This is a genomic window from Nitrosospira sp. TNL300 (genome assembly GCF_055385915.1).
This window is the reverse complement of the sequence record NZ_AP041005.1, coordinates 806650-828369: the sequence shown is the minus strand read 5'-3', so window position 1 is coordinate 828369 and position 21720 is coordinate 806650. Positions and strand designations below refer to the sequence as shown.

Annotated in this window: 16 protein-coding genes; 10 read left to right on the top strand and 6 right to left on the bottom strand. The window is 54.1% G+C overall.

Annotated features, from left to right (window positions below; translation table 11 throughout):
• The 5 genes from sufC to ACZ5BW_RS03695 all read right to left on the bottom strand — a co-directional run bounded on the left by sufC (position 1) and on the right by ACZ5BW_RS03695 (position 4379).
• The gene (gene sufC, locus ACZ5BW_RS03715; RefSeq protein ID WP_464542657.1) at positions 1–789 is read right to left on the bottom strand and encodes a Fe-S cluster assembly ATPase SufC; all 789 of its coding nucleotides are present in this window, start codon (positions 787–789) and stop codon (positions 1–3) included.
• Entirely contained in the window at positions 786–2222 is a 1437-nt protein-coding gene (sufB, locus tag ACZ5BW_RS03710) for a Fe-S cluster assembly protein SufB (RefSeq protein ID WP_464542655.1), read from the bottom strand. Before sufB ends, sufC begins: the two co-directional genes overlap by 4 nt.
• Positions 2223–2346: 124 nt before the next feature.
• Positions 2347–2691 carry a HesB/IscA family protein gene (locus ACZ5BW_RS03705; RefSeq protein ID WP_464542653.1) on the bottom strand — a complete coding sequence of 115 codons (345 nt, stop codon included), beginning with the start codon at positions 2689–2691 and terminating at the stop codon, positions 2347–2349.
• A gap of 67 nt (positions 2692–2758) precedes the next feature.
• Positions 2759–3277 carry an Rrf2 family transcriptional regulator gene (locus tag ACZ5BW_RS03700; protein WP_464542651.1) on the bottom strand — a complete coding sequence of 173 codons (519 nt, stop codon included), beginning with the start codon at positions 3275–3277 and terminating at the stop codon, positions 2759–2761.
• 457 nt (positions 3278–3734) lie between these two features.
• Entirely contained in the window at positions 3735–4379 is a 645-nt protein-coding gene (locus ACZ5BW_RS03695) for a TetR family transcriptional regulator (RefSeq protein ID WP_464542649.1), read from the bottom strand.
• A 112-nt stretch (positions 4380–4491) separates the two neighbouring features.
• Between ACZ5BW_RS03695 and ACZ5BW_RS03690 the strand changes: the two genes are divergently transcribed.
• The 6 genes from ACZ5BW_RS03690 to ACZ5BW_RS03665 all read left to right on the top strand — a co-directional run bounded on the left by ACZ5BW_RS03690 (position 4492) and on the right by ACZ5BW_RS03665 (position 15371).
• Positions 4492–5733: an efflux RND transporter periplasmic adaptor subunit gene (locus tag ACZ5BW_RS03690; protein WP_464542647.1), complete on the top strand. Its 1242-nt coding sequence runs from the start codon at positions 4492–4494 to the stop codon at positions 5731–5733.
• A gap of 34 nt (positions 5734–5767) precedes the next feature.
• The gene (locus tag ACZ5BW_RS03685) at positions 5768–8884 is read left to right on the top strand and encodes an efflux RND transporter permease subunit (RefSeq protein WP_464542645.1); all 3117 of its coding nucleotides are present in this window, start codon (positions 5768–5770) and stop codon (positions 8882–8884) included.
• On the top strand, positions 8881–10305 hold the full coding sequence (locus ACZ5BW_RS03680) for an efflux transporter outer membrane subunit (RefSeq protein ID WP_464542643.1): 1425 nt from the start codon (positions 8881–8883) through the stop codon (positions 10303–10305). The genes ACZ5BW_RS03685 and ACZ5BW_RS03680 overlap by 4 nt, the downstream gene beginning before the upstream one ends.
• Before the next feature lie 121 nt (positions 10306–10426).
• Entirely contained in the window at positions 10427–11650 is a 1224-nt protein-coding gene (locus ACZ5BW_RS03675; RefSeq protein WP_464542641.1) for an efflux RND transporter periplasmic adaptor subunit, read from the top strand.
• Positions 11647–14823 carry a multidrug efflux RND transporter permease subunit gene (locus ACZ5BW_RS03670; RefSeq protein ID WP_464542639.1) on the top strand — a complete coding sequence of 1059 codons (3177 nt, stop codon included), beginning with the start codon at positions 11647–11649 and terminating at the stop codon, positions 14821–14823. The genes ACZ5BW_RS03675 and ACZ5BW_RS03670 overlap by 4 nt, the downstream gene beginning before the upstream one ends.
• Positions 14824–15068: 245 nt before the next feature.
• Positions 15069–15371, top strand: coding sequence for a hypothetical protein (locus tag ACZ5BW_RS03665; RefSeq protein WP_464542637.1), 303 nt, complete (start codon positions 15069–15071; stop codon positions 15369–15371).
• 82 nt (positions 15372–15453) lie between these two features.
• Here the strand turns inward: ACZ5BW_RS03665 and ACZ5BW_RS03660 are convergent, their stop codons facing one another.
• On the bottom strand, positions 15454–16380 hold the full coding sequence (locus tag ACZ5BW_RS03660; protein WP_464542635.1) for a LysR family transcriptional regulator: 927 nt from the start codon (positions 16378–16380) through the stop codon (positions 15454–15456).
• A 141-nt stretch (positions 16381–16521) separates the two neighbouring features.
• On the opposite strand from ACZ5BW_RS03660, the gene ACZ5BW_RS03655 reads away from it, so the two are divergent.
• From ACZ5BW_RS03655 to ACZ5BW_RS03640, 4 genes are all read left to right on the top strand, one after another.
• Entirely contained in the window at positions 16522–17991 is a 1470-nt protein-coding gene (locus ACZ5BW_RS03655; protein ID WP_464542633.1) for a ribulose-1,5-bisphosphate carboxylase/oxygenase large subunit, read from the top strand.
• Positions 17992–18014: 23 nt separating this feature from the next.
• Positions 18015–18449, top strand: coding sequence for a ribulose bisphosphate carboxylase small subunit (locus tag ACZ5BW_RS03650; RefSeq protein ID WP_464542631.1), 435 nt, complete (start codon positions 18015–18017; stop codon positions 18447–18449).
• 190 nt (positions 18450–18639) lie between these two features.
• Positions 18640–19602 (top strand): CbbX protein, encoded by a 963-nt coding sequence (cbbX, locus tag ACZ5BW_RS03645; RefSeq protein WP_464542629.1) that lies wholly within the window; start codon positions 18640–18642, stop codon positions 19600–19602.
• A 185-nt stretch (positions 19603–19787) separates the two neighbouring features.
• Positions 19788–21608, top strand: a complete 1821-nt coding sequence (locus tag ACZ5BW_RS03640; RefSeq protein WP_464542627.1) for an ABCB family ABC transporter ATP-binding protein/permease — start codon at positions 19788–19790, stop codon at positions 21606–21608.
• Positions 21609–21720: the final 112 nt, after the last annotated feature.

Sequence of the window (21720 nt, the reverse complement as noted above, 5' to 3'; positions counted from 1 at the left end):
TCATGCGCTTGCCGGGACACGCCGCTCAACCCCTACCCAATCATAACCTCGCGTTTCGAGATCGAGCGCAAGCTCTTTGCCCCCTGTTTTAACGATGCGTCCAGCGCGCATTACATGCACGTAATCCGGTTCGATATAGTTGAGCATGCGCTGATAATGGGTTACCAGAATGATTGCGTTGTCCTTGTTTGCAAGTTTGTTTACCCCATTGGTAACGATTCTCAGGGCATCGATGTCGAGACCGGAATCCGTCTCATCCAGGATAGCCAATCGTGGCTCCAGCAGCGCCATCTGCAATATCTCGTTGCGCTTCTTCTCGCCGCCCGAAAAACCTTCGTTGACGCCGCGATCCAGAAAATTGGGATTCATTTCCAGCAATTTCATTTGCTCGCGCACGAAATCCTCGAATTCCAGCGGATCGAGTTCGTCCTTTCCACGCTGCGACTGCAGGGTATTGTAGGCAAGGCGCAGGAAATGGCTGTTGGAAACGCCGGGTATCTCGATCGGATACTGAAAGGCAAGAAATACGCCTGCACGCGCCCGTTCTTCCGGTTCGAGATCGAACAGATTCCGGCCTTCAAACAATACCGATCCCCCGGTAACCTGATAGGCGCTGTGCCCGGCAAGCACCTTGGCGAAAGTGCTCTTGCCCGAGCCGTTCGTTCCCATGATGGCATGCACCTCACCACTTTTGACGATAAGGTCAACACCTTTGAGTATCTCTACGCCATCGACTGCCGCTCGCAGTCCGCTTACTTCCAGAATCGTTTTGCTGTCCTGATGAATCATCCAACACTTCCCTCCAGCTTGAATCCAAGCAGTTTTGTCGCTTCGACCGCAAACTCCATCGGCAGCTGCTGAAATACATCCTTGCAGAAGCCATTGATAATCATGGAAACCGCTTCCTCATTGCCGATGCCGCGTTGTGCAAAGTAGAACAATTGATCTTCGCCGATTTTTGACGTTGATGCTTCATGCTCGACCTTGGCATTCTGGTTACGCACCTGAATGTAGGGAAAGGTATGCGCTCCGCATTGATCTCCGATCAGCATCGAATCGCATTGTGAATAGTTGCGCGCGCCGCTGGCGGTGGGAGCAATCCTGACCAGGCCGCGGTAGCTGTTATTGGAATGCCCGGCTGAAATACCCTTGCTGACGATGGTGCTGCGGGTATTTTTCCCGATATGGATCATCTTGGTGCCGGTATCCGCCTGCTGATAGTTATTGGTTACCGCTACCGAATAAAATTCGCCTACGGAACTTTCCCCCTGCAGTATGCAGGACGGATATTTCCAGGTTATCGCGGAGCCCGTTTCAACCTGAGTCCACGAGATGCGCGAGTTGACGCCTTTCGCCAGACCCCGCTTGGTTACGAAATTATATATGCCGCCCACCCCCTTCTCATCGCCCGCATACCAGTTCTGTACCGTCGAATATTTGATATCGGCGTTATCGAGTGCAATCAGTTCGACCACCGCGGCGTGCAATTGATTGGTATCGAACCTGGGAGCCGTGCACCCTTCGAGATACGACACGGACGACCCTTCCTCGGCAACGATGAGGGTGCGCTCGAATTGTCCGGACTCTTCCGTATTGATGCGGAAGTAGGTCGACAGATCCATCGGGCACTTGACGCCTTTCGGGATGAAGCAGAAAGTGCCGTCCGTAAAAACGGCCGAGTTGAGTGCTGCATAGTAGTTGTCACCCACGGGCACCACCGTACCGAGATACTGCTTCACCAGTTCGGGATAAGCATGCACGGCTTCGGAAATGGAGCAGAAAACGATCCCGACTTCCGCGAGCTTCTGCTTGTAGGTGGTGGCTACGGATACACTGTCAAAAATCACATCCACCGCCACGCCGGCCAAGGCCGCGCGCTCATGCATGGGCACTCCCAGCTTCTCAAAGGTGCGAAGCAGCTCAGGATCGACTTCATCCATGCTGTTGAGCTTCTTTTTCGGCTTGGGCGCAGCGTAGTAGCTGATCGCCTGAAAATCGATCTGCGGATACCTGACATTGGGCCATTTCGGCTCTTCCATCTTGAGCCATTGCTGATAGGCTTTGAGCCTGAAATCAAGGAGCCAGGCGGGTTCGTTTTTCTTGGTCGAAATGAGCCGGATAATATCTTCGTTAAGGCCTTTTGGCGCGACATCCGACTCGATTTCGGTAACGAAACCGTGTTTGTATGGTTGATTGACCAGATTCTGTAGTACTGCACTCATGAGATTCGCTCCAATATCGGAATGTCTTTTCTTTTAGTAGAGGACAACCCCTTTGCTACGAATACTGCCGCTCCTGTTATCCCGGTTGCTGGCGCCCCGGTTGCTGGCGCCCATTTCCAAGTGACTAGACCTTGGCCGGTTCTTCTTTCACACTGAAGCTTTCACCGCAGCCGCAGGTATTATCCACGTTGGGATTCTCAAATCTGAATGATTCGTTCAGCCCTTCTCTGACAAAGTCAATTCGTGAACCATTAAGAAACGGCAGAAAATCGACATCAACCACTACATGAGCGTTACAGGACTCGAACATCCGATCACTCTCGCGCAGCTCATCTGCATAAGCGAAGGTATAGGCAAATCCGGAACACCCCACCTTCTTGACCCCGACTCGCAGGGCCAATCCCTTGCCCCGCTTCGCGAGCTGCTTCTGAATCTGTTTCGCCGCGTTTTCAGTCAGTGTTATTGCCATCGCCATTCTCCACCTGTCCCATGCGATTATGACAACGAAAGTAAGCGTTCGGCATTCAAAATTGGAGTCAGGCAGAAATTGCAGCGCGACTCCGGTCGGGCATGACCTTTTCAGGCGCAACCTTCCGCATATCCAGCATCTGCACCACACCCGCCTCTCTTGCCTTCCGCCATTCCTCTCTTTCCCTCTGCTCATCGACCAGTTGTTTCAGCGTGACTGCGCCAAGATGGTCGAAAATCAGCTCGTTGAGCTTTGTCCACAAGTCGTGCGTCATGCATTTCCTGTCGTTGTGGCAATTTTCCTTTCCATTGCACTGGGTTGAATCGATAGGCTCGTCAACCGCGAGAATGATCTCGGCAACCGACACTTGCCCCACGTCTTTCGCAAGGCAATAGCCGCCACCCGGGCCTCTTACACTATCGACAAGTCCACGGGAACGCAGTTTGGCGAACAACTGCTCAAGATAAGATAGCGAAATTTGCTGACGCTGGCTGATTTCCGCAAGTGTCACAGGACGCGTCTGACGTTGCAGCGCGAGATCGAGCAACGCCGTTACTGCAAACCGTCCTTTGGTTGTTAGCCTCATGATGAACTCCTCTTTGCTCTCGATGGATTCACGGATTAAGTAGATAGGTCCAGAAATATCTCAGTCAACAAAAATTCAATAGATGACTGATTTAGTCAACTATAAGATACCCGATTGATTTAGTCAACTATAAGGGCATCATTTCTGAAAATATACAATGTGGGAGTGAATCCTCTATCGATTTGACATCCTCGCCCACCTGAAGGAAGACGATTCCTACAGCACTACGAGGTTTGCCGCGCATTCCGATCAAAAGAAAATCATCGGCAATGGATACGTGGACACTCGTGCAAATTTGATCACTTCCGCGGATATGGTTGAACTGACAGCAGTTTGCCCTGGAGCAAACGGAGCAGGAGCAACTTGAATTGCAGTAGCGGAGTTCCGCAACGAACCCGTCGTATCGTATTGTCCGACGAAGTGGGACCTACTGTCAGACGACTTCATTCCATGCGATTCAGGGATAGCGAACAGTCCGCTCAGGGGAGACGCGACGCAGTCTCATATGCGCCTCCACCAGTTCAATAGCCTGGTGCCGGAACTGATTTCCCTCTGTATCCTTCACCCACATGTGCAACAACCCGATAAAGAACAGATGGGTATCAATGGCCAGTTGCACGGGATCGTGAGAGGAATGCAGTAATTCCTGAACCCGGGCGCGTTCGTAAACCAGCCTCAGCTTCTCCGAAATGCGCGCACAGTTGAATAAAATCTGCTGCAAGACCATGGCGAATTCATCCACGTACTCGCACTTGATCATCATGATTTCGTATATCTGGCGGGTCTCCTTGCTATCCGCCAGAACCTGAATCGTGCCGCACAGGAAATTTTCGATACAGGCGAGAGGATCGTCCACGCCTTCGACCAGCAGGGTATCGTCCATGCGATCGATGAGAGGCAGGAATACCTGCTCGCGCATGGCCTGAATCAGATCGATTTTATTGTTGAAATGCCAGTAGATCGCTCCCCGCGTGACGCCGGCCTCGCGCGCGATATGCTCCATGGTGGTACGGGCGACACCCCGCTCCAGAAAAACCTGGCGCGCCGCATCTATAAGGCGTTGCCGTGTCAATTCCGCATTTTCCTTGGTTTTTCGGACCATGTTACGAATCGCTATTTACATCTGTGAAGGTTGGTTTATAATTTACATACATACACGTATGTATGCAAGTTCCAAATTTAGCAAGTTCCAAATTCAGCTGCACGGAGCATGGATGACAGCCACGCAAGATTATAAGAACAAACCCGACAGCTCGTTAATGTTCAGCCAGAGAAAAACGCCCGGCCTGCTGCACGCCGTCATGCGGCTTGCCATAAGCATTGCTGCGGGCATCGTCGTGACCGTTACGGTGCAAGGCTGTGGCAAGAAGCCTGAAACGCCCCCTCATCCACCGGCCCTTCCCGTAAGTGTAATCGAGGTTCAACCTACCAGCGTACCGATCAGCGCCGAAGCCGTGGCCCAGACCGAAGGCGCCAAGGAGGTCGAAATACGTCCCCGCGTGGGGGGCATTCTGCTCAGACGCCTGTATGAGGAAGGCGCAGCGGTAAAAGCCGGGCAGTCTCTGTTTCTGATTGATCCGGTACCCTACCGATATGCGCTTGCTCAGGCGAGGGCGCAACTGGCAGAACAGAAAGCCCGCATCATTCAGACCGAGCGCGAAGAAAAACGCCTGAAAGACCTGCTGGATACGCAGGCAATCAGCCAGCGCGAGTATGATAACGCGGTTTCCGATAACGCAATTGCGCATGCCGCGCTCCAGCAGGCCGAGGTGCGCGTGCGCGATGCGGAACTCAGTCTCTCCTATACCTCTGTAACCGCCCCGGTCAACGGCATTTCTGGCCGCTTCCAGTTTTCGGAAGGCGCGCTGGTGGAAGCCAACAGCAGCCTTTTGACCACGCTGGTGCAATTGTCGCCGATCTGGGTGCGTTTCAGCCTGTCGAGTAACGAACTGATGCAGCTCGGTGGTCCCCTGACCGAGAAAAAGGTAAAACAGGTGACTTTGATATTGCCGGACGGCTCGGAATACGAAAAGAAAGGGGAGTTGAATTTCGCCGCCAGCCAGATCGACCCACTGCTGGGCACGCAGCAACTGCGCGCCACGTTCGAAAATGTCGGACAGCGATTGCTGCCGGGACAGTTTGTCAGGGCGAAAGTGGTCATTGGCCAGCGTGACGGTGTATTCCTCGTCCCGCAGAGTGCAATACAGACGTCTGACCGCGGTCAGTCAGTGTATGTGATCAACGAAAAAAACGAAGCGACTCCGCAGCCGGTGGTTACCGGGAAGTGGATGGGTACGGACTGGGTAATCCTTGACGGACTCAAAGCCGGCGATAAAGTCATTGTCGATAACATCATCAAGCTTCGTCCCGGCTCGCCCGTTTCCCCTCACGCGCCCGGAGAAGCACCGGGAACGCCTCCTGCCCAGCTGGATTCCGATTCCGGCAAAGCCGCTTGAGCAAAAAACCGGGCGGAAAACCGCCGGATAAATCATGACCAGATTTTTTATTCTGCGACCGATATTTGCGTCGGTTATCTCCATTATCATCGTCCTTGCCGGTCTTGCCGCCGCCTTGCAGCTCCCCATTGCGCAATATCCGGAGATCGCGCCGCCTACGGTGCTGATAACCGCGACCTATCCCGGCGCCAGCGCTGAAACCTTGACCAAAACAGTGGCCGCCCCCATCGAAGAGCAATTGAGCGGTGTCCAGGATCTTTTATATTTCAACTCAAGCGCCGACTCCAGCGGAACGCTGACCATAACCGCAACGTTCGAGGTCGGCACGGACGTTGATCAGGCTACTTTCAATATCAGTAACCGCGTAAACGTCGCGCTGCCGCGCCTGCCGGATGAAGTGCGCCGCACCGGCCTGAAAATTGAGAAGCGCTCCAACGACATCCTGATAGTCTTCATGCTGATCTCGACCGAGAAAGGCAAATATGACCCGCTCTATCTCAGCAACTATGCCACGCTCAACATAATGGACGAGCTGAGGCGTACGAACGGAGTCGGTGATGCCACTGTCTTTGGCGGCCAGGATTACTCCATGCGCATCTGGCTTCATCCTGATCGCATGGCACAACTGGGCGTGGCTACCACGGACATCACTGCCGCTATCCAGGCGCAGAACGCCCAATATGCTGCCGGCAAGATCGGTCAGGAACCAGCCCCGCCTGATCAGCAACTGATTTATACCGTCAATGCAAGAGGTCGGCTGGTAACACCTGAACAGTTCGGTGACATCATTTTGCGGGCGGATGGCCCGCGTGGGGTCCTCTACCTCAAGGATGTCGCTCGTATTGAGTTGGGGGCACAAAGCTATGATGTTCGCACGGCATTGAATGGTCAGCCCGGGGCCGGCATTCCCGTCTTCCTGCAGCCCGGCGCGAATGCGCTCGACACGAAAAATGCGCTGGTCGCCAAAATGGAAGAGCTGAAGAAACATTTTCCGGAGGGAATGGACTACGTGGTGCCGTACGATACCAGCCTGTTCGTCAAAGCCTCGATGTGGGAGGTGGTCAAGACGCTTGGCGAAGCGATGGTGCTCGTCCTGCTGGTTGTTTATCTATTCCTGCAAAGCTGGCGCGCCACGCTGATCCCCATTGTTGCCGTGCCCATTTCCCTCGTAGGCACTTTTGCCGGGCTGTGGGTGTTCGGATTCTCCATCAATACACTCACGCTTTTCGCCATGGTGCTTTCAATCGGCATTGTGGTCGATGATGCAATCGTCGTATTGGAAAATATCGAGCGGTTGATGGACGAAGAGAAGCTGCCGCCGTTGAAAGCCGCCATTCGCTCCATGGAACAGGTCGCAAGCGCGGTGGTTGCGATTGTCCTGGTACTGTGCGCGGTATTCGTGCCGGTTGCATTCATGGGGGGAATCGCAGGCGAACTGTATCGCCAGTTCGCAGTCACCGTCGCAGTGGCCGTTACCATTTCCGGCCTGGTGGCGCTGACCCTGACGCCTGCCCTGTGCGCTATTCTGCTCAAGCATACTCATGGCGAATCTGCGTTCTTTCGTGCTTTCAACAAGGGTTTTCACCGCCTGACCGATTTTTACATTCTCATGGTCAGCACTACGCTGCGCCACAGGATTATTGGCGCTGTCGTATTCCTGGGCATCGTTGCCTTATCGGCTTATCTGTTTGAAACAGTACCCGAGAGTTTCGTGCCGCCGGAAGATCAAGGCTATGTCGTCACGGCAACCATTCTGCCGGATGGGGCCACCCTTGCGCGAACCACAAGGACCGCTGAAGCGGTGCGCGCAGGGATAGCAAATGACCCGGCAGTAGCCCATGAGTTTGTTGTGAATGGTTTCGACCTGATCGGTGGCGGGAATAAAACGAGTTCTGCTACCATGTTCGCTGCGTTCAAGGACTGGTCGGAGCGAGAGGCAACGGCGGACGATATCATCCAGAAGCTGATGGGTATCGGAATGCAGCAGTCGGATGGAATCGCGATCACCTTCAATCCGCCCGCCATCCGCGGACTGGGAACTGCGGGCGGCTTCGAAGTCTATGTGCAAAGCCGTGCCGGCGCTAATCCGGTTCAATTATCCACAGTAGTGAACAACCTTATCGCTGCCCTGAACCAGGAACCGAGGCTGGCTGGCATCAATACTTTTTTTCGGCCTACCGTACCGCAATTCTTCGTTGAAGTGGATCAGGAAAAAGCAATTTCTCAGCAAGTGAGAATCGCAGACATTTACGCCACGCTGCAAAGTACGATGGGTTCGCTGTATATCAACGATTTCAATTACTCCGGTCGTACCTACCGGGTGCAAATGCAGGCAGAACCGCAACACCGGATGCATCCCGAGGATCTCGGCAGAGTGTATGTACGCTCCCAGTCCGGCGCGATGGTGCCCCTGTCCGCCCTCAGCAAACTCAGCACCATTGTGGGCGCGGAGCAGCTCGAGCGCTACAACGGTCTCCTTGCTGCAAAGATTCTGGGAAGCGGCGCGCCTGGTGTGAGTTCAGGTGACGCTATCAGGCTTGTAGAGGAGATTGCGGCAAAAAATTTACCGGATGACTACCAGATTACGTGGACGGGACAGGCTTATCAGGAAAAGCGGACCGGCTCAGCCGCAATTTTTGCCTTCAGCTTCGCGATCATAATGGTATTTCTCATTCTTGCTGCCCAGTTCGAGACCTGGGCCCTGCCGCTTGCCGTTATCATGGCGGTGCCTTTTGCTCTCGCGGGCGCCCTGCTTGCCGTTTTGATCCGAGGCATGCCGAACGATATCTATTTTCAGATCGGCCTGATCACGCTCGTCGGCCTGGCTGCGAAAAATGCCATTCTGATCGTCGAGTTTGCTACGCAGAAAATGGCTGAAGGTCTGCCTGTGGCACAGGCAGCGGTTGAAGCGGCGCGCCTGCGCTTCCGGCCCATCGTCATGACGTCCATGGCTTTTGTGCTGGGGATCGTGCCGCTGCTGATCGCCACGGGAGCAGGCGCTGCCGCGCGTCGCTCCATGGGAACCGGCGTGTTTGGGGGAATGTTGCTTGCCACTTTTGTTGCAACAATATTTATTCCCTTGTTTTTTACGTGGCTTTCGCGCAAAAATAAAGGTAAGTCAGTCAAAAACCTGTCGCAGGAAACATCATGAGAAACATCGTGGCGAGCCATCGTGGCATGAGAGAGCGCATGCGGAGCAGGATGGGGTTGTTGCTCTCGACTCTGCTCCTTGCATCCTGCGCAATGGGACCTGACTATATTCGCCCTCATGTCGAAACATCCGAAAAGTTTCGCTTGGCACAAACGGAGGGGCAGTCCATTGCGAACTTGCCCTGGTGGGAATTGCTGCATGATAATCAACTGCAACAGCTCATCCGTCTCGCACTGGCCCAGAACAAGGACCTCAAGCAGGCGGTAGCAAGCGTTGAAGAGCTGGAGGCGCGCCTTGCCATTGCACGCATAGATTTCCTTCCACAAATGGATGCGAATGCCAATGCACCTGCTTTCGGAACCCTTGGAGGATTCAAGTTCCCTGGATTTCCCACGCCTTACAGCTATTTCGGTCAGACAACCCTGAATTGGGAAATTGATATCTGGGGTCGCATCCGCCGCTCGAACGAAGCCGCCCTGGCTGACTTGATGGCGCGGGAAGAAAACCGGCGCGCGGTGGTCCTGACCCTGGTAAGTTCGGTAGCGCAGGCGTATTTCGATCTCCTGCAATTCGATATGCAGATGGGTATTGCGCGCAATGCCCTGCACTCATGGGAGGAGTCGGTGGCGCTTGCGCGAGCCCAGCTGCGGGGAGGAGTCATTTCCAGGCTTGACCTCGACCAGTTCGAAGCTGAGCGTGCGAATGCAGCCACCCGGGTGGCAGAACTGCAACGGCTGACTGCCCAGAAGGAAAATGAACTGAGTGTATTGATGGGGAGAAATCCGGTTTCGATAGAGCGGGGACGCTCCCTCACGGAGCAGTTGCTGGCGCCAGAGGTGCCAGCCGGACTTCCTTCCGAACTGTTGCAGCGACGCCCCGACATCCTGCAGGCGGAACAAACCCTTGCAGCGGCAACCGCCCGGATTGGCGCAGCCAAGGCGGCGCGATTTCCCAAGCTCAATATTACCGGCTTCCTGGGCGTGGCAAGTCCGGCGCTGTCCAATCTTCTCCTTTCCGGAAGCGAATTCGGGGTAGGCGGATTGGGTCTGGCTGTTCCATTGATCAATGCGCGGGGTTTGGGGATGGAGCAGCGTGCAGCGGAAGCGCAGGCGAAGCAGATGCTCGCCCAGTACGAGCAAACCATCCTGCTTGCATTCAAGGAAGTCGAAGACGCCCTTGTGGCGGTAAGTACCACCAACGAACAGCGCAAGGCGCAGGAGCAACAGGTGAAGGCACTGCGCTCGGCTCTGCATATCGCTGATCTGCGATATAAGGGGGGTGTTACCAGTTATGTGGACGTGCTGCTGGCCAAACGTAACCTGTTCGATGCAGAATTCGCGCTTACGGCAACGCGCCGCCTCCATCTGATATCCGTGGTCCAGCTTTACAAGGCGCTCGGCGGCGGATGGACGCCTGTTTGACGGCATCGGGAACAGCCTGGCGATCCGAAACCTGATCCGTCATAAAAAAATAACGGTTATCATCACCCTCAAGCAGCTCATTGTTGCTCCTCCCTTTTCCGGCAGCCGCCAGGAGACGTACATGAATCTGTCTCACCCGTGGTTCCTCTCCAGTCGAGTATCTGTCGCCGCTCTAGGCGCCGAACTCATCCTGATCTCTTTTTCAGGCTGCCAAAAAGCGCCACCCGCTCCCGCCCAGATCGTCCCCGAAGTGGAAGTAATTACCGTCACCACGCAGACTATTCCCGACGAACCCGAGTTTATCGGGCAAACGCAGGCTTTTCGTCCCGTCGAGATTCGCCCGCAGGTGACGGGAATAATCAAGAAAGTTTTTTTTACCGAGGGGAGAAATGTCAAGACGGGTGACAAACTTTACCTGATTGATCCTGTGCCCTTCGAGGCGGCCTATTTCAGCGGAAAGGCAAGAGTAGCGCAAGCCCAGGCCCGCCTTGTTCAGGCGGGGCAGGAAGAGGCGCGCGTAAAACCGCTGCTCGAGGAACAGGCTGTCAGTCGGAAGAGCGTCGATGATGCAGTCGCGGAAATGCTGGCGGCCAAGGCCGCGCTGGAGGTAGCGCGAAGCGACCTGGTGAAGGCAAAATTCGATCTGGACAATACGATCATCACGGCGCCTGTAAGCGGCCGAATAGGGCGCAGCCAATTCTACGAAGGGAGGCTGGTCTCCGCGCAGACAACCCTTTTGACGACCATTGATCAGTTGGACCCTATGTACGTCAATGTAAGCGTACCGGAAAGCTACCTCCTCCGGCGGCGCCGCGATCTTGCGGAGCACAGGATTGAGAGACCGGACATTTTTCAGCTACGGGGTGTGATGACCTTTTCGGACGGGAGCGTATATCCAGGAGAAGGCCTGCTCGATTTCGCGGATGTCAACTTACGGTCCGAGACAGGGATGCTACAGGCGCGGTTCACATTTCCCAACCCGGAAGGGGGCTTCGCGCCAGGGCAATCCTACTTTTATCCGGGGCAGTTCGTCAAGATTCGCCTCAAGGGGTATATCCGGCCCGATGCGATCCTCATCCCGCAGCGGGCCGTTCAGCAAATGCCTACCGGATCGTTTGTCTATGTGATCGGCGAGGGCGACAAGGCGGAGCTTCGTCCGGTTCGCGCGAGCTTGTGGTACGAGAACGAGTGGTTGATCGACGATGGCCTTCAGCCAGGGGAACGGGTGGTAGTGGAAGGGTTTCATCGGGTTCGACCAGGTGCTCAAGTGACTGCGGTTCCATTCCAGGGTGAAAAGACGCCAAATAGTCGCTCCGAGGAAAAAACCACGCAGAACGCATCATGAGTTCCCATTTTTTTATCGATCGTCCAATTTTTGCGTCAGTCCTGTCCATCATCATTATAGTGCTGGGCCTGGTGTCTTTGCAGAAGCTGCCGATTGCGCAATTTCCGCAAATCACGCCACCGATGGTGCAGATCGATGCGGATTATCCCGGTGCAAGCGCGGAAATTGTCGCAGAAGCGGTGGCGCGGCCAATCGAGGTCCAGCTTCCCGGCATCGACAATCTCCTCTATTACGACTCCACCAGCACAAATGATGGGCACATGACGATGAGGCTCACGTTCGAGATTGGCACTGACGTGGATATCGCGCAGGTCCAGACCCAGAACAGGCAACGCCTTGCCGAACCCCAGTTGCCCGATGAAGTCATCCGCCAGGGTGTAACCGTAAAAAAGATGTCGCCGGATTTGCTGGCGGTTATCATGCTGACCTCGACCGATCCCAGGCATGAGACTGTTTTTCTCTCGAACTATGCCCTGCTTCGCGTTCTCGACAACGTCAAACGAATCCCGGGTGTCGGCGACGCCATCATCTTCGGTGCGCAAAATTATTCGATGCGGTTGATCCTCAATCCTGTCCGCATGGCGCAACTCGATATCACGCCGACCGAAGTTGTGGCCGTGGTTCGCGAGCAGAATCGCGATTTCCCCGCCGGAAGGATAGGCCGCGAACCTACGCCCAAAGGCACCGAACTTACTATCCCGGTCATTACCCAGGGACGCATGAGCGAGGTGAAGGAATTCGAGGATATGATCGTTCGAGCGTATCCTGACGGTTCCATGGTCCGGATGAGGGATATCGCACGGGTGGAACTCGGTGCTCAATCTTATGACCTCCAAGGGCGATGGAACGGAAAGCCCAATGCGTTCCTGCTGACCTTTCTTTCCCCGGGCGCCAATGCGCTCGAGACTGTCAAACACGTTCGCCAGGAAGTGGAAAAGCTGTCGAGAAGTTTTCCGGCAGGAATGTCCTACGATATTCCCTATGACACGACCACATTCATTGATGTCTCCATCAAGGAAGTGGTGAAAACCCTTATTGAAGCCACTCTCCTGGTCATCCTGGTCGTCTTTCTTTTTCTTCAGAGCTGGCGTGCGACGCTCATCCCGGCCGTTGCCGTTCCCATTTCGCTGATTGGAACCCTGGCCGGGATGGAAGCGCTGGGATTCTCGATTAATACGCTAACTCTGTTCGGCATGGTTCTTGCAATCGGCATTGTCGTGGACGATGCGATCGTCGTGGTGGAGAATGTCGAGCGGCATATGACCAAGGGAGGCCTGTCATCCAGGGACGCAGCCAAAAAAGCCATGGATGAGGTAACGGGGCCAGTGGTTGCAATTGTCCTTGTGCTGGCTGCCGTATTTGTTCCGGTCGCTTTTTTAGGCGGTATCACCGGTGAGCTGTATAAGCAGTTTGCCATCACTATCGCCCTGTCTGTCGCCATTTCCGGGTTCGTGGCGCTAACGCTCAGCCCCGCGCTTTGCGCGCTGGTTCTCAAGCCGGGCCATGACTCGGCCAATAAATTCTGGAATATTTTCAACCGGTCGTTCGACTGGCTACAGAGTCGCTACGTCGGAACCGTCGGGATGATTCTGAAGCGATCCTTAATTGCCCTGGCTATCTTCGGAGCCTTGGCAATCGTCATCCTCGGGCTGTTCAAGACCATTCCGGGCAGTTTCCTTCCAGAAGAAGATCAAGGTTATTTTATTACCATCGTCCAACTGCCGGAGGGTGCCTCCAAGACACGAACAATCGAGGTCTTGAAAAAGATAGAAAACTATTTCATGGCGAATCCGGCAGTCCATTCGACCGATGTCCTGGCGGGCCAGAATTTTGTGTTCGGCACGCGGGGAACGAATCAAGCGACGATGTTTGTCCCGCTGCAACATTGGGATACACGCACCGATCCCAGCGACCAGGTTCCGGGTCTTATTGCGGCGGCTCTCGGGGAATTTGCCAAAATCCCCGAAGCCTTGATTCTTGCATTTAACGCGCCCTCCATCCCGGGTCTTGGTTCCACAGGAGGTTTTTCGCTTCAATTGCAGGACCCCAGCGGGGGCGATTTTACGGAGTTCGCCGCTGTCGCTCAGGAGTTTGTAGCCAGGGCTATGGAATATCCGGCGATCGCGGCTGCCAATACGAATTTTCGTGTGAGTACCCCGCGGCTCTATGCCCAGGTAGACCGCGAGCGGGCAAAAGCGCTCGGCGTGCCCATTTCTGAAGTCTTCGATACCATGCAGGCTTATTTTGGAAATCTGTATGTAAACGATTTTGTGAAATTCGGCCGCGTCTACCGGGTACAAACAGAGGCGCTACCGGAGTATCGTTCCCGCCCGGACGACATCAGCAAGGTATATGTGCGCGCCCAGAATGGCACAGAACCTACCATGATCCCGCTGGACTCGGTCGTGTCCACCGAATTCAGCAGCGGTCCAGACCCGGTTACGCACTTCAACGGATTCAATACCGCATTGGTGCTGGGCGGTGCGGCGCCGGGGTACAGCTCAGGACAGGCGCTGGAAGCGCTGGAACAAGCAGCAAATGAAATTCTGGTACCGCGCGGTTATACAATCGACTGGAGCGGGATATCGTTCCAGGAGCAGAAGGCGGGAGGACAATCTATCCTGGTGTTTGCCTTTGCTCTGCTCATGGTCTTTCTGGTGCTGGCCGCCTTGTACGAAAGCTGGTCCGTTCCGTTCGCGGTCATTCTTGCGATACCTTTTGGAGTTCTAGGCGCATTGCTGGCCATATGGATGCGCGGACTAACCAATGATATCTACTTTCAGATCGGGCTGATAACGTTGATCGGACTGTCTGCGAAAAACGCCATCCTGATCGTCGAATTCGCAAATCAGCGCTACGCTGAGGGCGTACCGTTGGTCGATGCCGCGCTCGAAGCGGCACGGCTTCGTTTTCGGCCTATCATCATGACCTCCATGGCCTTCATCCTGGGCGTGTTTCCCCTTGTGGTGGCGTCCGGGGCAGGCGCCGCGAGCCGGAATTCCATCGGGACGGGTGTTTTCGGGGGAATGCTGGCCGCGACCTTTCTTGCCATCTTTTTCGTACCCCTCTTTTTCGTAGTGATAAGAAAAATGACACGTCGGCGCGGGCAACCAGGGGTTGGAGCGCCCCATGCGATATCGGGTAATCCTCCTTCCACCGTTGAAAACGAGTGAGCATGCGGAACGGAGGGCATATGTGATATGTGCACCGGCAGCCAGAACTTAGCTGCGGGAAGAAAGGCCGGCCCTGATGTCACGCCATAAGCTTCATCTGGTATTTGCTGATCTCGCCCAACTGACATCAACGACATTTTGGCCTACACTGAAGATTACGTAGTCTTTCAGAGACTATGGCAGGAATTTGTGATTCATGATTTTGGTAGCCCCTATTGCATGGATTTAATCAAGGAGACATCACCATGACACAAAAACGAAAAATGGGACTCATTATTGCAATCGTTCCTTTTTTAATAGCCACGGGCAGTCTCACAACTGGTGCCAATGCAAGTGAACATGAAGGAGGAAGCGATGCTTCTGTGATGAAAAGAGAATCGGACGGTAGTGTCAGTAAAAAAGAATTCATGAAACACCACGAGTGGATGTTTGACCAAAACGACAAAAACCATAACGGTAAGCTTGAACCCGATGAAATGAAAAACCTACACAGAATGGTGAGTAAAATGCATGAGTGCTTTGAACAGGAATATAGACAAAAAAAATAGCTAGCGTATAGGAATTTATTCGAAGCCTTGGCCGATAGTACTTTTACTCTGTCGGCTAAGGCTTAGGTGTTTAGTCCCGCAGTCAAAATGAGGCTTCAGCCCTGTTGTGCGGCATCAATCCGCGAGCCTCTTTCAGCAGAAATTCCTGGAATGCCTGCGCAACGCTGGAGAGCCGCTTGTGCTTTCGATGAACGATATGCCAGTAGCGCATGATGGGAAAATCCTCGACATCGAGAATCTTCAACCGTTTCGTTTCCAGTTCCAGTTCCACCGTGTGCAGCGAGGTGATGCCCAGACCCATACCCGCCTGGACTGCCTGTTTGATTGCCTCGCTGGTGTCAGTTTCCATTCCCCTGCTGAGCGAAATATGGTGCGATGCAAAAAAACGCTCCATCGCGCTGCGTGTGCCGGATCCCGGCTCCCGCACGAGAAATGTTTCCTGCTCCAGTCGCTTGACAGGAATCTTCCGCACCTTGCATAACGGATGCTCCGGCGGAGCGATGACAACCAGGGGATTCTCCATGAATGATTCGGTTGCAATATCCAGATCTTCCGGCGGCTGACCCATGATGGCAAGATCGATTACATTGTCGGACAGTTGCTTGAGCACTATTTCACGATTGGATACGTTGAGGCTGACGGTAATATCCGGGTAGCGCTGGCAGAACTTGGCCAGTAAATGTGGAGCAAAATAGTTGGCGGTGCTAACCACTGAAATATTGAGCCTGCCTCGTTCCAGTCCTTTCAGTTCATCGAGCGCCAGTTCCATGTCTGCCAGTTGCTGGGAGATGGCACGGCTGTAATGATAAAGTTCGCGTCCCGCGTCGGTCAGATAGATTTTCTTGCCCATCTGCTCGAATAACGGGAGTTCAATAGTGTCTTCCAGTTGCTTGATCTGCATGGAGACTGCCGGCTGGGTAAGATGCAGACTCTCTGCCGCACGGGAAAAACTCAGGTGGCGAGCAACCGATTCAAAAACCTTTAACTGCCGCAGCGTAATATGCAGCATCTTGCCTCATGGTTCATGGAGAGTGAAAATATATAAGTAAAATGTTATCATAACAATCAAAACACGTGACTGTTATTTATAGTAATACCCATTACAATTCTTTCCGTAGCACCTTTAACTACCCCTATGAGGAGAACTGACATGAGTGAAGAAATTACCGGCAAGGAACGCTACAAATCCGGCGTAATTCCGTACAAGAAAATGGGCTACTGGGATTCCGACTATGTGCCCAAAGATACGGATGTCATCGCCTTGTTCCGTATCACACCCCAGGCAGGGGTAGATCATGAGGAAGCCGCCGCCGCTGTCGCTGGCGAATCTTCCACCGCCACCTGGACTGTTGTCTGGACCGACCGTTTGACCGCGTGCGAACTGTATCGCGCCAAGGCCTATCGTTCAGAGTTGGTGCCTAATACAGGTCCCGGTACCAAGACCGAAGCTCAGTATTTTGCTTACATAGCGTACGACTTGGACTTATTCGAAGGGGGCTCCATTGCCAACCTGACGGCTTCCATCATCGGCAACGTATTCGGCTTCAAGGCGGTGAAAGCGCTGCGTCTCGAAGACATGCGCATCCCTGTGGCTTATCTGAAGACTTTCCAAGGCCCCGCAACCGGCATCATCGTGGAGCGCGAGCGCCTTGACAAATTCGGCCGGCCGCTGCTCGGCGCAACGACCAAACCGAAACTGGGTCTTTCCGGTCGCAACTACGGCCGCGTCGTATATGAAGGACTCAAGGGTGGTCTCGACTTCATGAAAGACGACGAGAACATCAACTCGCAACCCTTCATGCACTGGCGTGATCGGTTCCTGTACTGTATGGAAGCAGTCAACAAGGCCTCCGCCGCTACCGGTGAAGTCAAGGGCCATTACCTGAACGTTACCGCTGGCACCATGGAAGACATGTACGAGCGTGCGGAGTTCGCCAAGTCGCTCGGCTCCGTCATCATCATGATCGACTTGGTGATCGGCTATACCGCGATCCAGTCGATGGCGAAATGGGCGCGCAAGAACGACATGATTCTGCACCTGCACCGTGCCGGCAACTCCACCTACTCGCGCCAGAAGAACCATGGCATGAACTTCCGTGTCATCTGCAAGTGGATGCGGATGGCTGGCGTGGATCACATTCACGCAGGCACGGTTGTCGGCAAGCTGGAAGGCGACCCGCTCATGATCAAGGGCTTCTACGATACCCTGCGCGACCGCCATACACCGGTAAGCCTGGAGCATGGCCTGTTCTTCGAGCAGGACTGGGCTTCCCTGAACAAGGTCATGCCGGTTGCTTCGGGCGGCATTCATGCCGGCCAGATGCACCAATTGCTGGATTATCTCGGCGAAGACGTGATATTGCAGTTTGGCGGTGGTACCATCGGGCACCCTCAGGGCATTCAAGCCGGTGCGGTTGCCAATCGCGTTGCGCTGGAAGCAATGGTACTGGCACGCAACGAAGGCCGCGACTATGTGAAGGAAGGCCCCAAGATTCTGGAAGAAGCCGCCAGGTGGTGCACGCCGCTCAAGCAGGCGCTGGAAACGTGGAAGGACATCACCTTCAACTATGAGTCCACCGACACCGCCGACTTCGTGCCGAGCGAAACGGCCAGCGTTTAATCGTATCGAGGAGAAACCACATTATGATGACCAATTTTCAAAACCGTATCACGCAAGGGCAGTTTTCTTTTCTGCCCCCGCTGACGGACAAGCAGATTTCGGCGCAAATCAAATACGCGCTGAAGAACAACTGGGCCGTCGGGATTGAATATACCGATGATCCGCATCCCCGCAACACGTATTGGGAAATGTTCGGCAACCCGATGTTCGACCTGAAGGACCCCGCGGGTATCCTGCAGGAGATCAACGATTGCCGCAAGACCTATCCGAACCACTACATCCGTGTCACGGCCTTCGACTCGTCGCGCGGTGTGGAAAGCCCGGCGATGTCCTACATCGTCAACCGTCCGAAGAACGAGCCTGGCTTTGGCCTGGTGCGTCAGGAAGCGGATAGCCGGCAAGTCCGCTATACCGTCCATTCCTACGCAACGGAAAAACCGGAAACCGAGCGGTACTGATGACTTCCTCCCCTTCCTTCCCCGGAAGGGGATAGCCAACTTCGGACAGGGCAGCGGGCGCTTTAACCGGCCTGCTGCCTCACCTGATCCTGATTTCCCTGATAATCCCATGTACGGCCGCTTTCTGGTAAACCAATAACCGAGGCACGGGTCTAATATTTTATTTCCTTTTGTTTTGGGTGGATCAAACGTGACAACACAACTGAAAGAAATTCCCCCTTCCGATAACAGTTCCATTGATCTGGAAGCCGAGTTTCAGGCTTCCAATATCAAGGAAGTACTGGATAAGCTTGACCGCGAGCTGATTGGCTTGAAACCGGTAAAAACCCGCATCCGCGAAACCGCAGCCTTGTTGCTCGTGGACCGCGTCCGCAAGAAACTGGACCTTACCGCCGGCGCGCCCAGCCTGCACATGTCTTTCACCGGCAATCCGGGCACCGGAAAAACCACGGTCGCGCAGCGTATGTCCGAGATACTGCACCGCCTGGGTTATGTGCGTGAAGGACACCTTGTTTCCGTGACCCGTGATGACCTGGTGGGCCAATATATCGGTCATACTGCGCCCAAGACCAAGGAAGTTATAAAGAAGGCCATGGGTGGCGTGCTATTCATCGACGAGGCCTATTACCTCTACAAGCCCGAGAATGAACGCGATTATGGCGCTGAGTCGATCGAAATTCTGCTGCAGGTGATGGAAAACAACCGGGAGGATCTGGTTGTCATCCTTGCCGGTTACAAGGACCGCATGGACAAATTCTTCCGTAGCAATCCTGGCATGCGGTCGCGGATAGCTCACCACATCGATTTTCCCGACTATTCTCCGGATGAACTGGTGGCTATCGCCAGGCTTATGCTGGCAGCACAGAATTACCGTTTCAGTGCAGAAGCGGAAAAGGCCTTTGGCGAATACATCCGGTTGAGGATGAAAATGGAGCATTTTGCCAATGCGCGTTCCGTGCGCAATGCTCTCGATCGGGCACGGCTACGCCAAGCCAACCGTTTGTTCGAAGGAGCAAAGAAAAACCTGTCACGCACCGACCTGATCACCCTCGAAGCGGAGGATATCCGGGCAAGCCGTGTATTCCGGGAAGGTGCTGTCGACCTGGATGGAGATGAGGGCGCAAGCCGGGAATTATCCGAGGAATCGACATAAAAGCGCTTCCTGCACCGCTCCCATGAATCTGTCGATATTACAGATTCAGTAGTTTATCATTGCAGCATTGATCAAACAGGGCGCCCGATTGGGCGCCTTTTTTTATCTGCTTTCTGCGCTCCGTTCTTATCATAGGAGCGCGTTATACTCCTTCCGAAACCATCCTCATTACCTGGAATTCAACGATGCGCCCTACCCGTCTGGAAAAGCCGCCTACCAACCGGAACGACTGGAAGACCGTCCGTACCCTGCTGCCCTATTTATGGGAATTCAAAGGCAGGGTAGTGGCGGCAGTGGTATTAATGCTCATGGCCAAGCTTGCCAACGTGGCAATACCGCTGGTACTGAAAGAAATTATCGACGCGCTTGACCGTCCGCGCGCCCTGCTGGTCTTGCCGGTTCTGTTGCTGTTAGCGTATGGGCTCCTGCGCCTCTGCAGCACACTCTTCGGAGAGCTGCGTGACGCCGTGTTCGCCAAGGTAACCCAGCGCGCCATTCGCCGGGTGGCAATCAAGGTGTTCAGTCATTTACATGCGCTGTCGCTGCGATTTCACCTGCAAAGGCAGACGGGAGGAGTGTCGCGGGATATTGAGCGGGGAAGCCGCGGTATTTCGTTTCTCCTCAATTTCATGCTGTTCAACATCCTCCCGACTCTGCTGGAAATCAGCCTGGTTGCGATCATCCTCATCTCCGGGTACAGCATCTGGTTTTCTGTGATCATCCTTGGCACGCTGGCGGCCTACATTGCGCTCACGCTCATCGTGACTGAATGGCGAATGATTTTTCGGAGAACCATGAATGACATGGATTCAAAAGCCAACACTCAGGCAATTGATAGCCTTCTGAACTACGAAACAGTCAAGTATTTCGGCAATGAATCCTGGGAAGCGCGGCGCTACGATGAGCACATGCAAAAATGGGAAATTGCGGCGGTTCGTAATCAGACTTCTTTGGCTGCACTCAATTCGGGGCAGAGCGCCATCATAGCAATAGGAATAACTGCACTGCTGTGGCTTGCCGCCGACGGCGTGATTCAGGGTTCCATGTCATTGGGAGACCTGGTGCTCGTCAATGCTTACATGCTCCAACTCTATATGCCACTGCATTTTCTTGGATTCGTTTACCGGGAGATCAAGCATTCTCTGGCGGACATGGAAAAGATGTTCAATTTACTGGCGGAGAATGAAGAGATCCAGGATAAACAAGGTGCAGCAACCCTTATTGCCGGAAACGCACCCGTACGCTTCGAAGCGGTAAATTTCAGTTATGAACCGGACCGCCAGATTCTGTTTGATGTCAGCTTCGACATTCCGGCAGGACGCAGCGTCGCAGTAGTTGGTCACAGTGGATCAGGCAAGTCCACCCTCGCACGGTTACTCTTTCGCTTTTACGATGTCAGCAGCGGGCGCATCCTGATAAATGGGCAGGATATCAGGGATGTCACCCAGAGTAGCCTGAGAGCGGCGATAGGTATCGTTCCGCAGGACAGCGTGCTGTTTAACGATACCATTTATTACAATATTTCCTACGGCAATCCCAGGGCGAGCGCTGAAGAAGTATTTGAAGCTGCAAGGTCCGCTCATCTTCATGATTTCATCGAGAGTCTGCCGGACAAGTACCAGACTGTCGTTGGGGAAAGAGGGTTAAAACTTTCCGGCGGTGAAAAGCAGCGGGTAGCGATAGCTCGCGCAGTCTTGAAAAATCCCGGAATCCTTATCTTCGATGAAGCCACCTCCGCCCTGGATTCAAAATCGGAGAAAAGCATTCAGGGGGAGATGCGCCGTATCGCTGCCAATCGCACCACGCTGACGATTGCTCATCGTTTATCCACCATCGTCGATTCCGATCAGATTCTGGTGATGGACCATGGTCGCATCGTCGAGCGCGGTACTCATCGGGAACTCCTCTCGATGAATGGAGCCTATACTTATATGTGGGAACTGCAGCAACAGGAAGAACAAACCAGACTTCAACTTGTAACCGGCGGTCTGGGACACAGGCTATAATAGGGGGTTCGCATCCCGGGCGAAAAGAATATTATGGCATCCGGGTGACGCGAATCTGGAGTAAAAATCGGCTCACGAAGATTGATCGCTTAATACACATAATCTAATCGCC

Bases quoted from the DNA above. Each gene is read 5' to 3' on its own strand.
- ACZ5BW_RS03685 (WP_464542645.1), top strand. From the start codon at position 5,768: ATGACCAGATTTTTTATTCTGCGACCGATATTTGCGTCGGTTATCTCC.
- sufC (WP_464542657.1), bottom strand. From the start codon at position 789: ATGATTCATCAGGACAGCAAAACGATTCTGGAAGTAAGCGGACTGCGA.
- ACZ5BW_RS03700 (WP_464542651.1), bottom strand. From the start codon at position 3,277: ATGAGGCTAACAACCAAAGGACGGTTTGCAGTAACGGCGTTGCTCGAT.
- ACZ5BW_RS03660 (WP_464542635.1), bottom strand. From the start codon at position 16,380: ATGCTGCATATTACGCTGCGGCAGTTAAAGGTTTTTGAATCGGTTGCT.
- ACZ5BW_RS03680 (WP_464542643.1), top strand. From the start codon at position 8,881: ATGAGAAACATCGTGGCGAGCCATCGTGGCATGAGAGAGCGCATGCGG.
- ACZ5BW_RS03705 (WP_464542653.1), bottom strand. From the start codon at position 2,691: ATGGCAATAACACTGACTGAAAACGCGGCGAAACAGATTCAGAAGCAG.
- sufB (WP_464542655.1), bottom strand. From the start codon at position 2,222: ATGAGTGCAGTACTACAGAATCTGGTCAATCAACCATACAAACACGGT.
- ACZ5BW_RS03670 (WP_464542639.1), top strand. From the start codon at position 11,647: ATGAGTTCCCATTTTTTTATCGATCGTCCAATTTTTGCGTCAGTCCTG.
- ACZ5BW_RS03690 (WP_464542647.1), top strand. From the start codon at position 4,492: ATGACAGCCACGCAAGATTATAAGAACAAACCCGACAGCTCGTTAATG.
- ACZ5BW_RS03695 (WP_464542649.1), bottom strand. From the start codon at position 4,379: ATGGTCCGAAAAACCAAGGAAAATGCGGAATTGACACGGCAACGCCTT.
- ACZ5BW_RS03640 (WP_464542627.1), top strand. From the start codon at position 19,788: ATGCGCCCTACCCGTCTGGAAAAGCCGCCTACCAACCGGAACGACTGG.
- ACZ5BW_RS03665 (WP_464542637.1), top strand. From the start codon at position 15,069: ATGACACAAAAACGAAAAATGGGACTCATTATTGCAATCGTTCCTTTT.
- ACZ5BW_RS03655 (WP_464542633.1), top strand. From the start codon at position 16,522: ATGAGTGAAGAAATTACCGGCAAGGAACGCTACAAATCCGGCGTAATT.
- ACZ5BW_RS03650 (WP_464542631.1), top strand. From the start codon at position 18,015: ATGATGACCAATTTTCAAAACCGTATCACGCAAGGGCAGTTTTCTTTT.
- ACZ5BW_RS03675 (WP_464542641.1), top strand. From the start codon at position 10,427: ATGAATCTGTCTCACCCGTGGTTCCTCTCCAGTCGAGTATCTGTCGCC.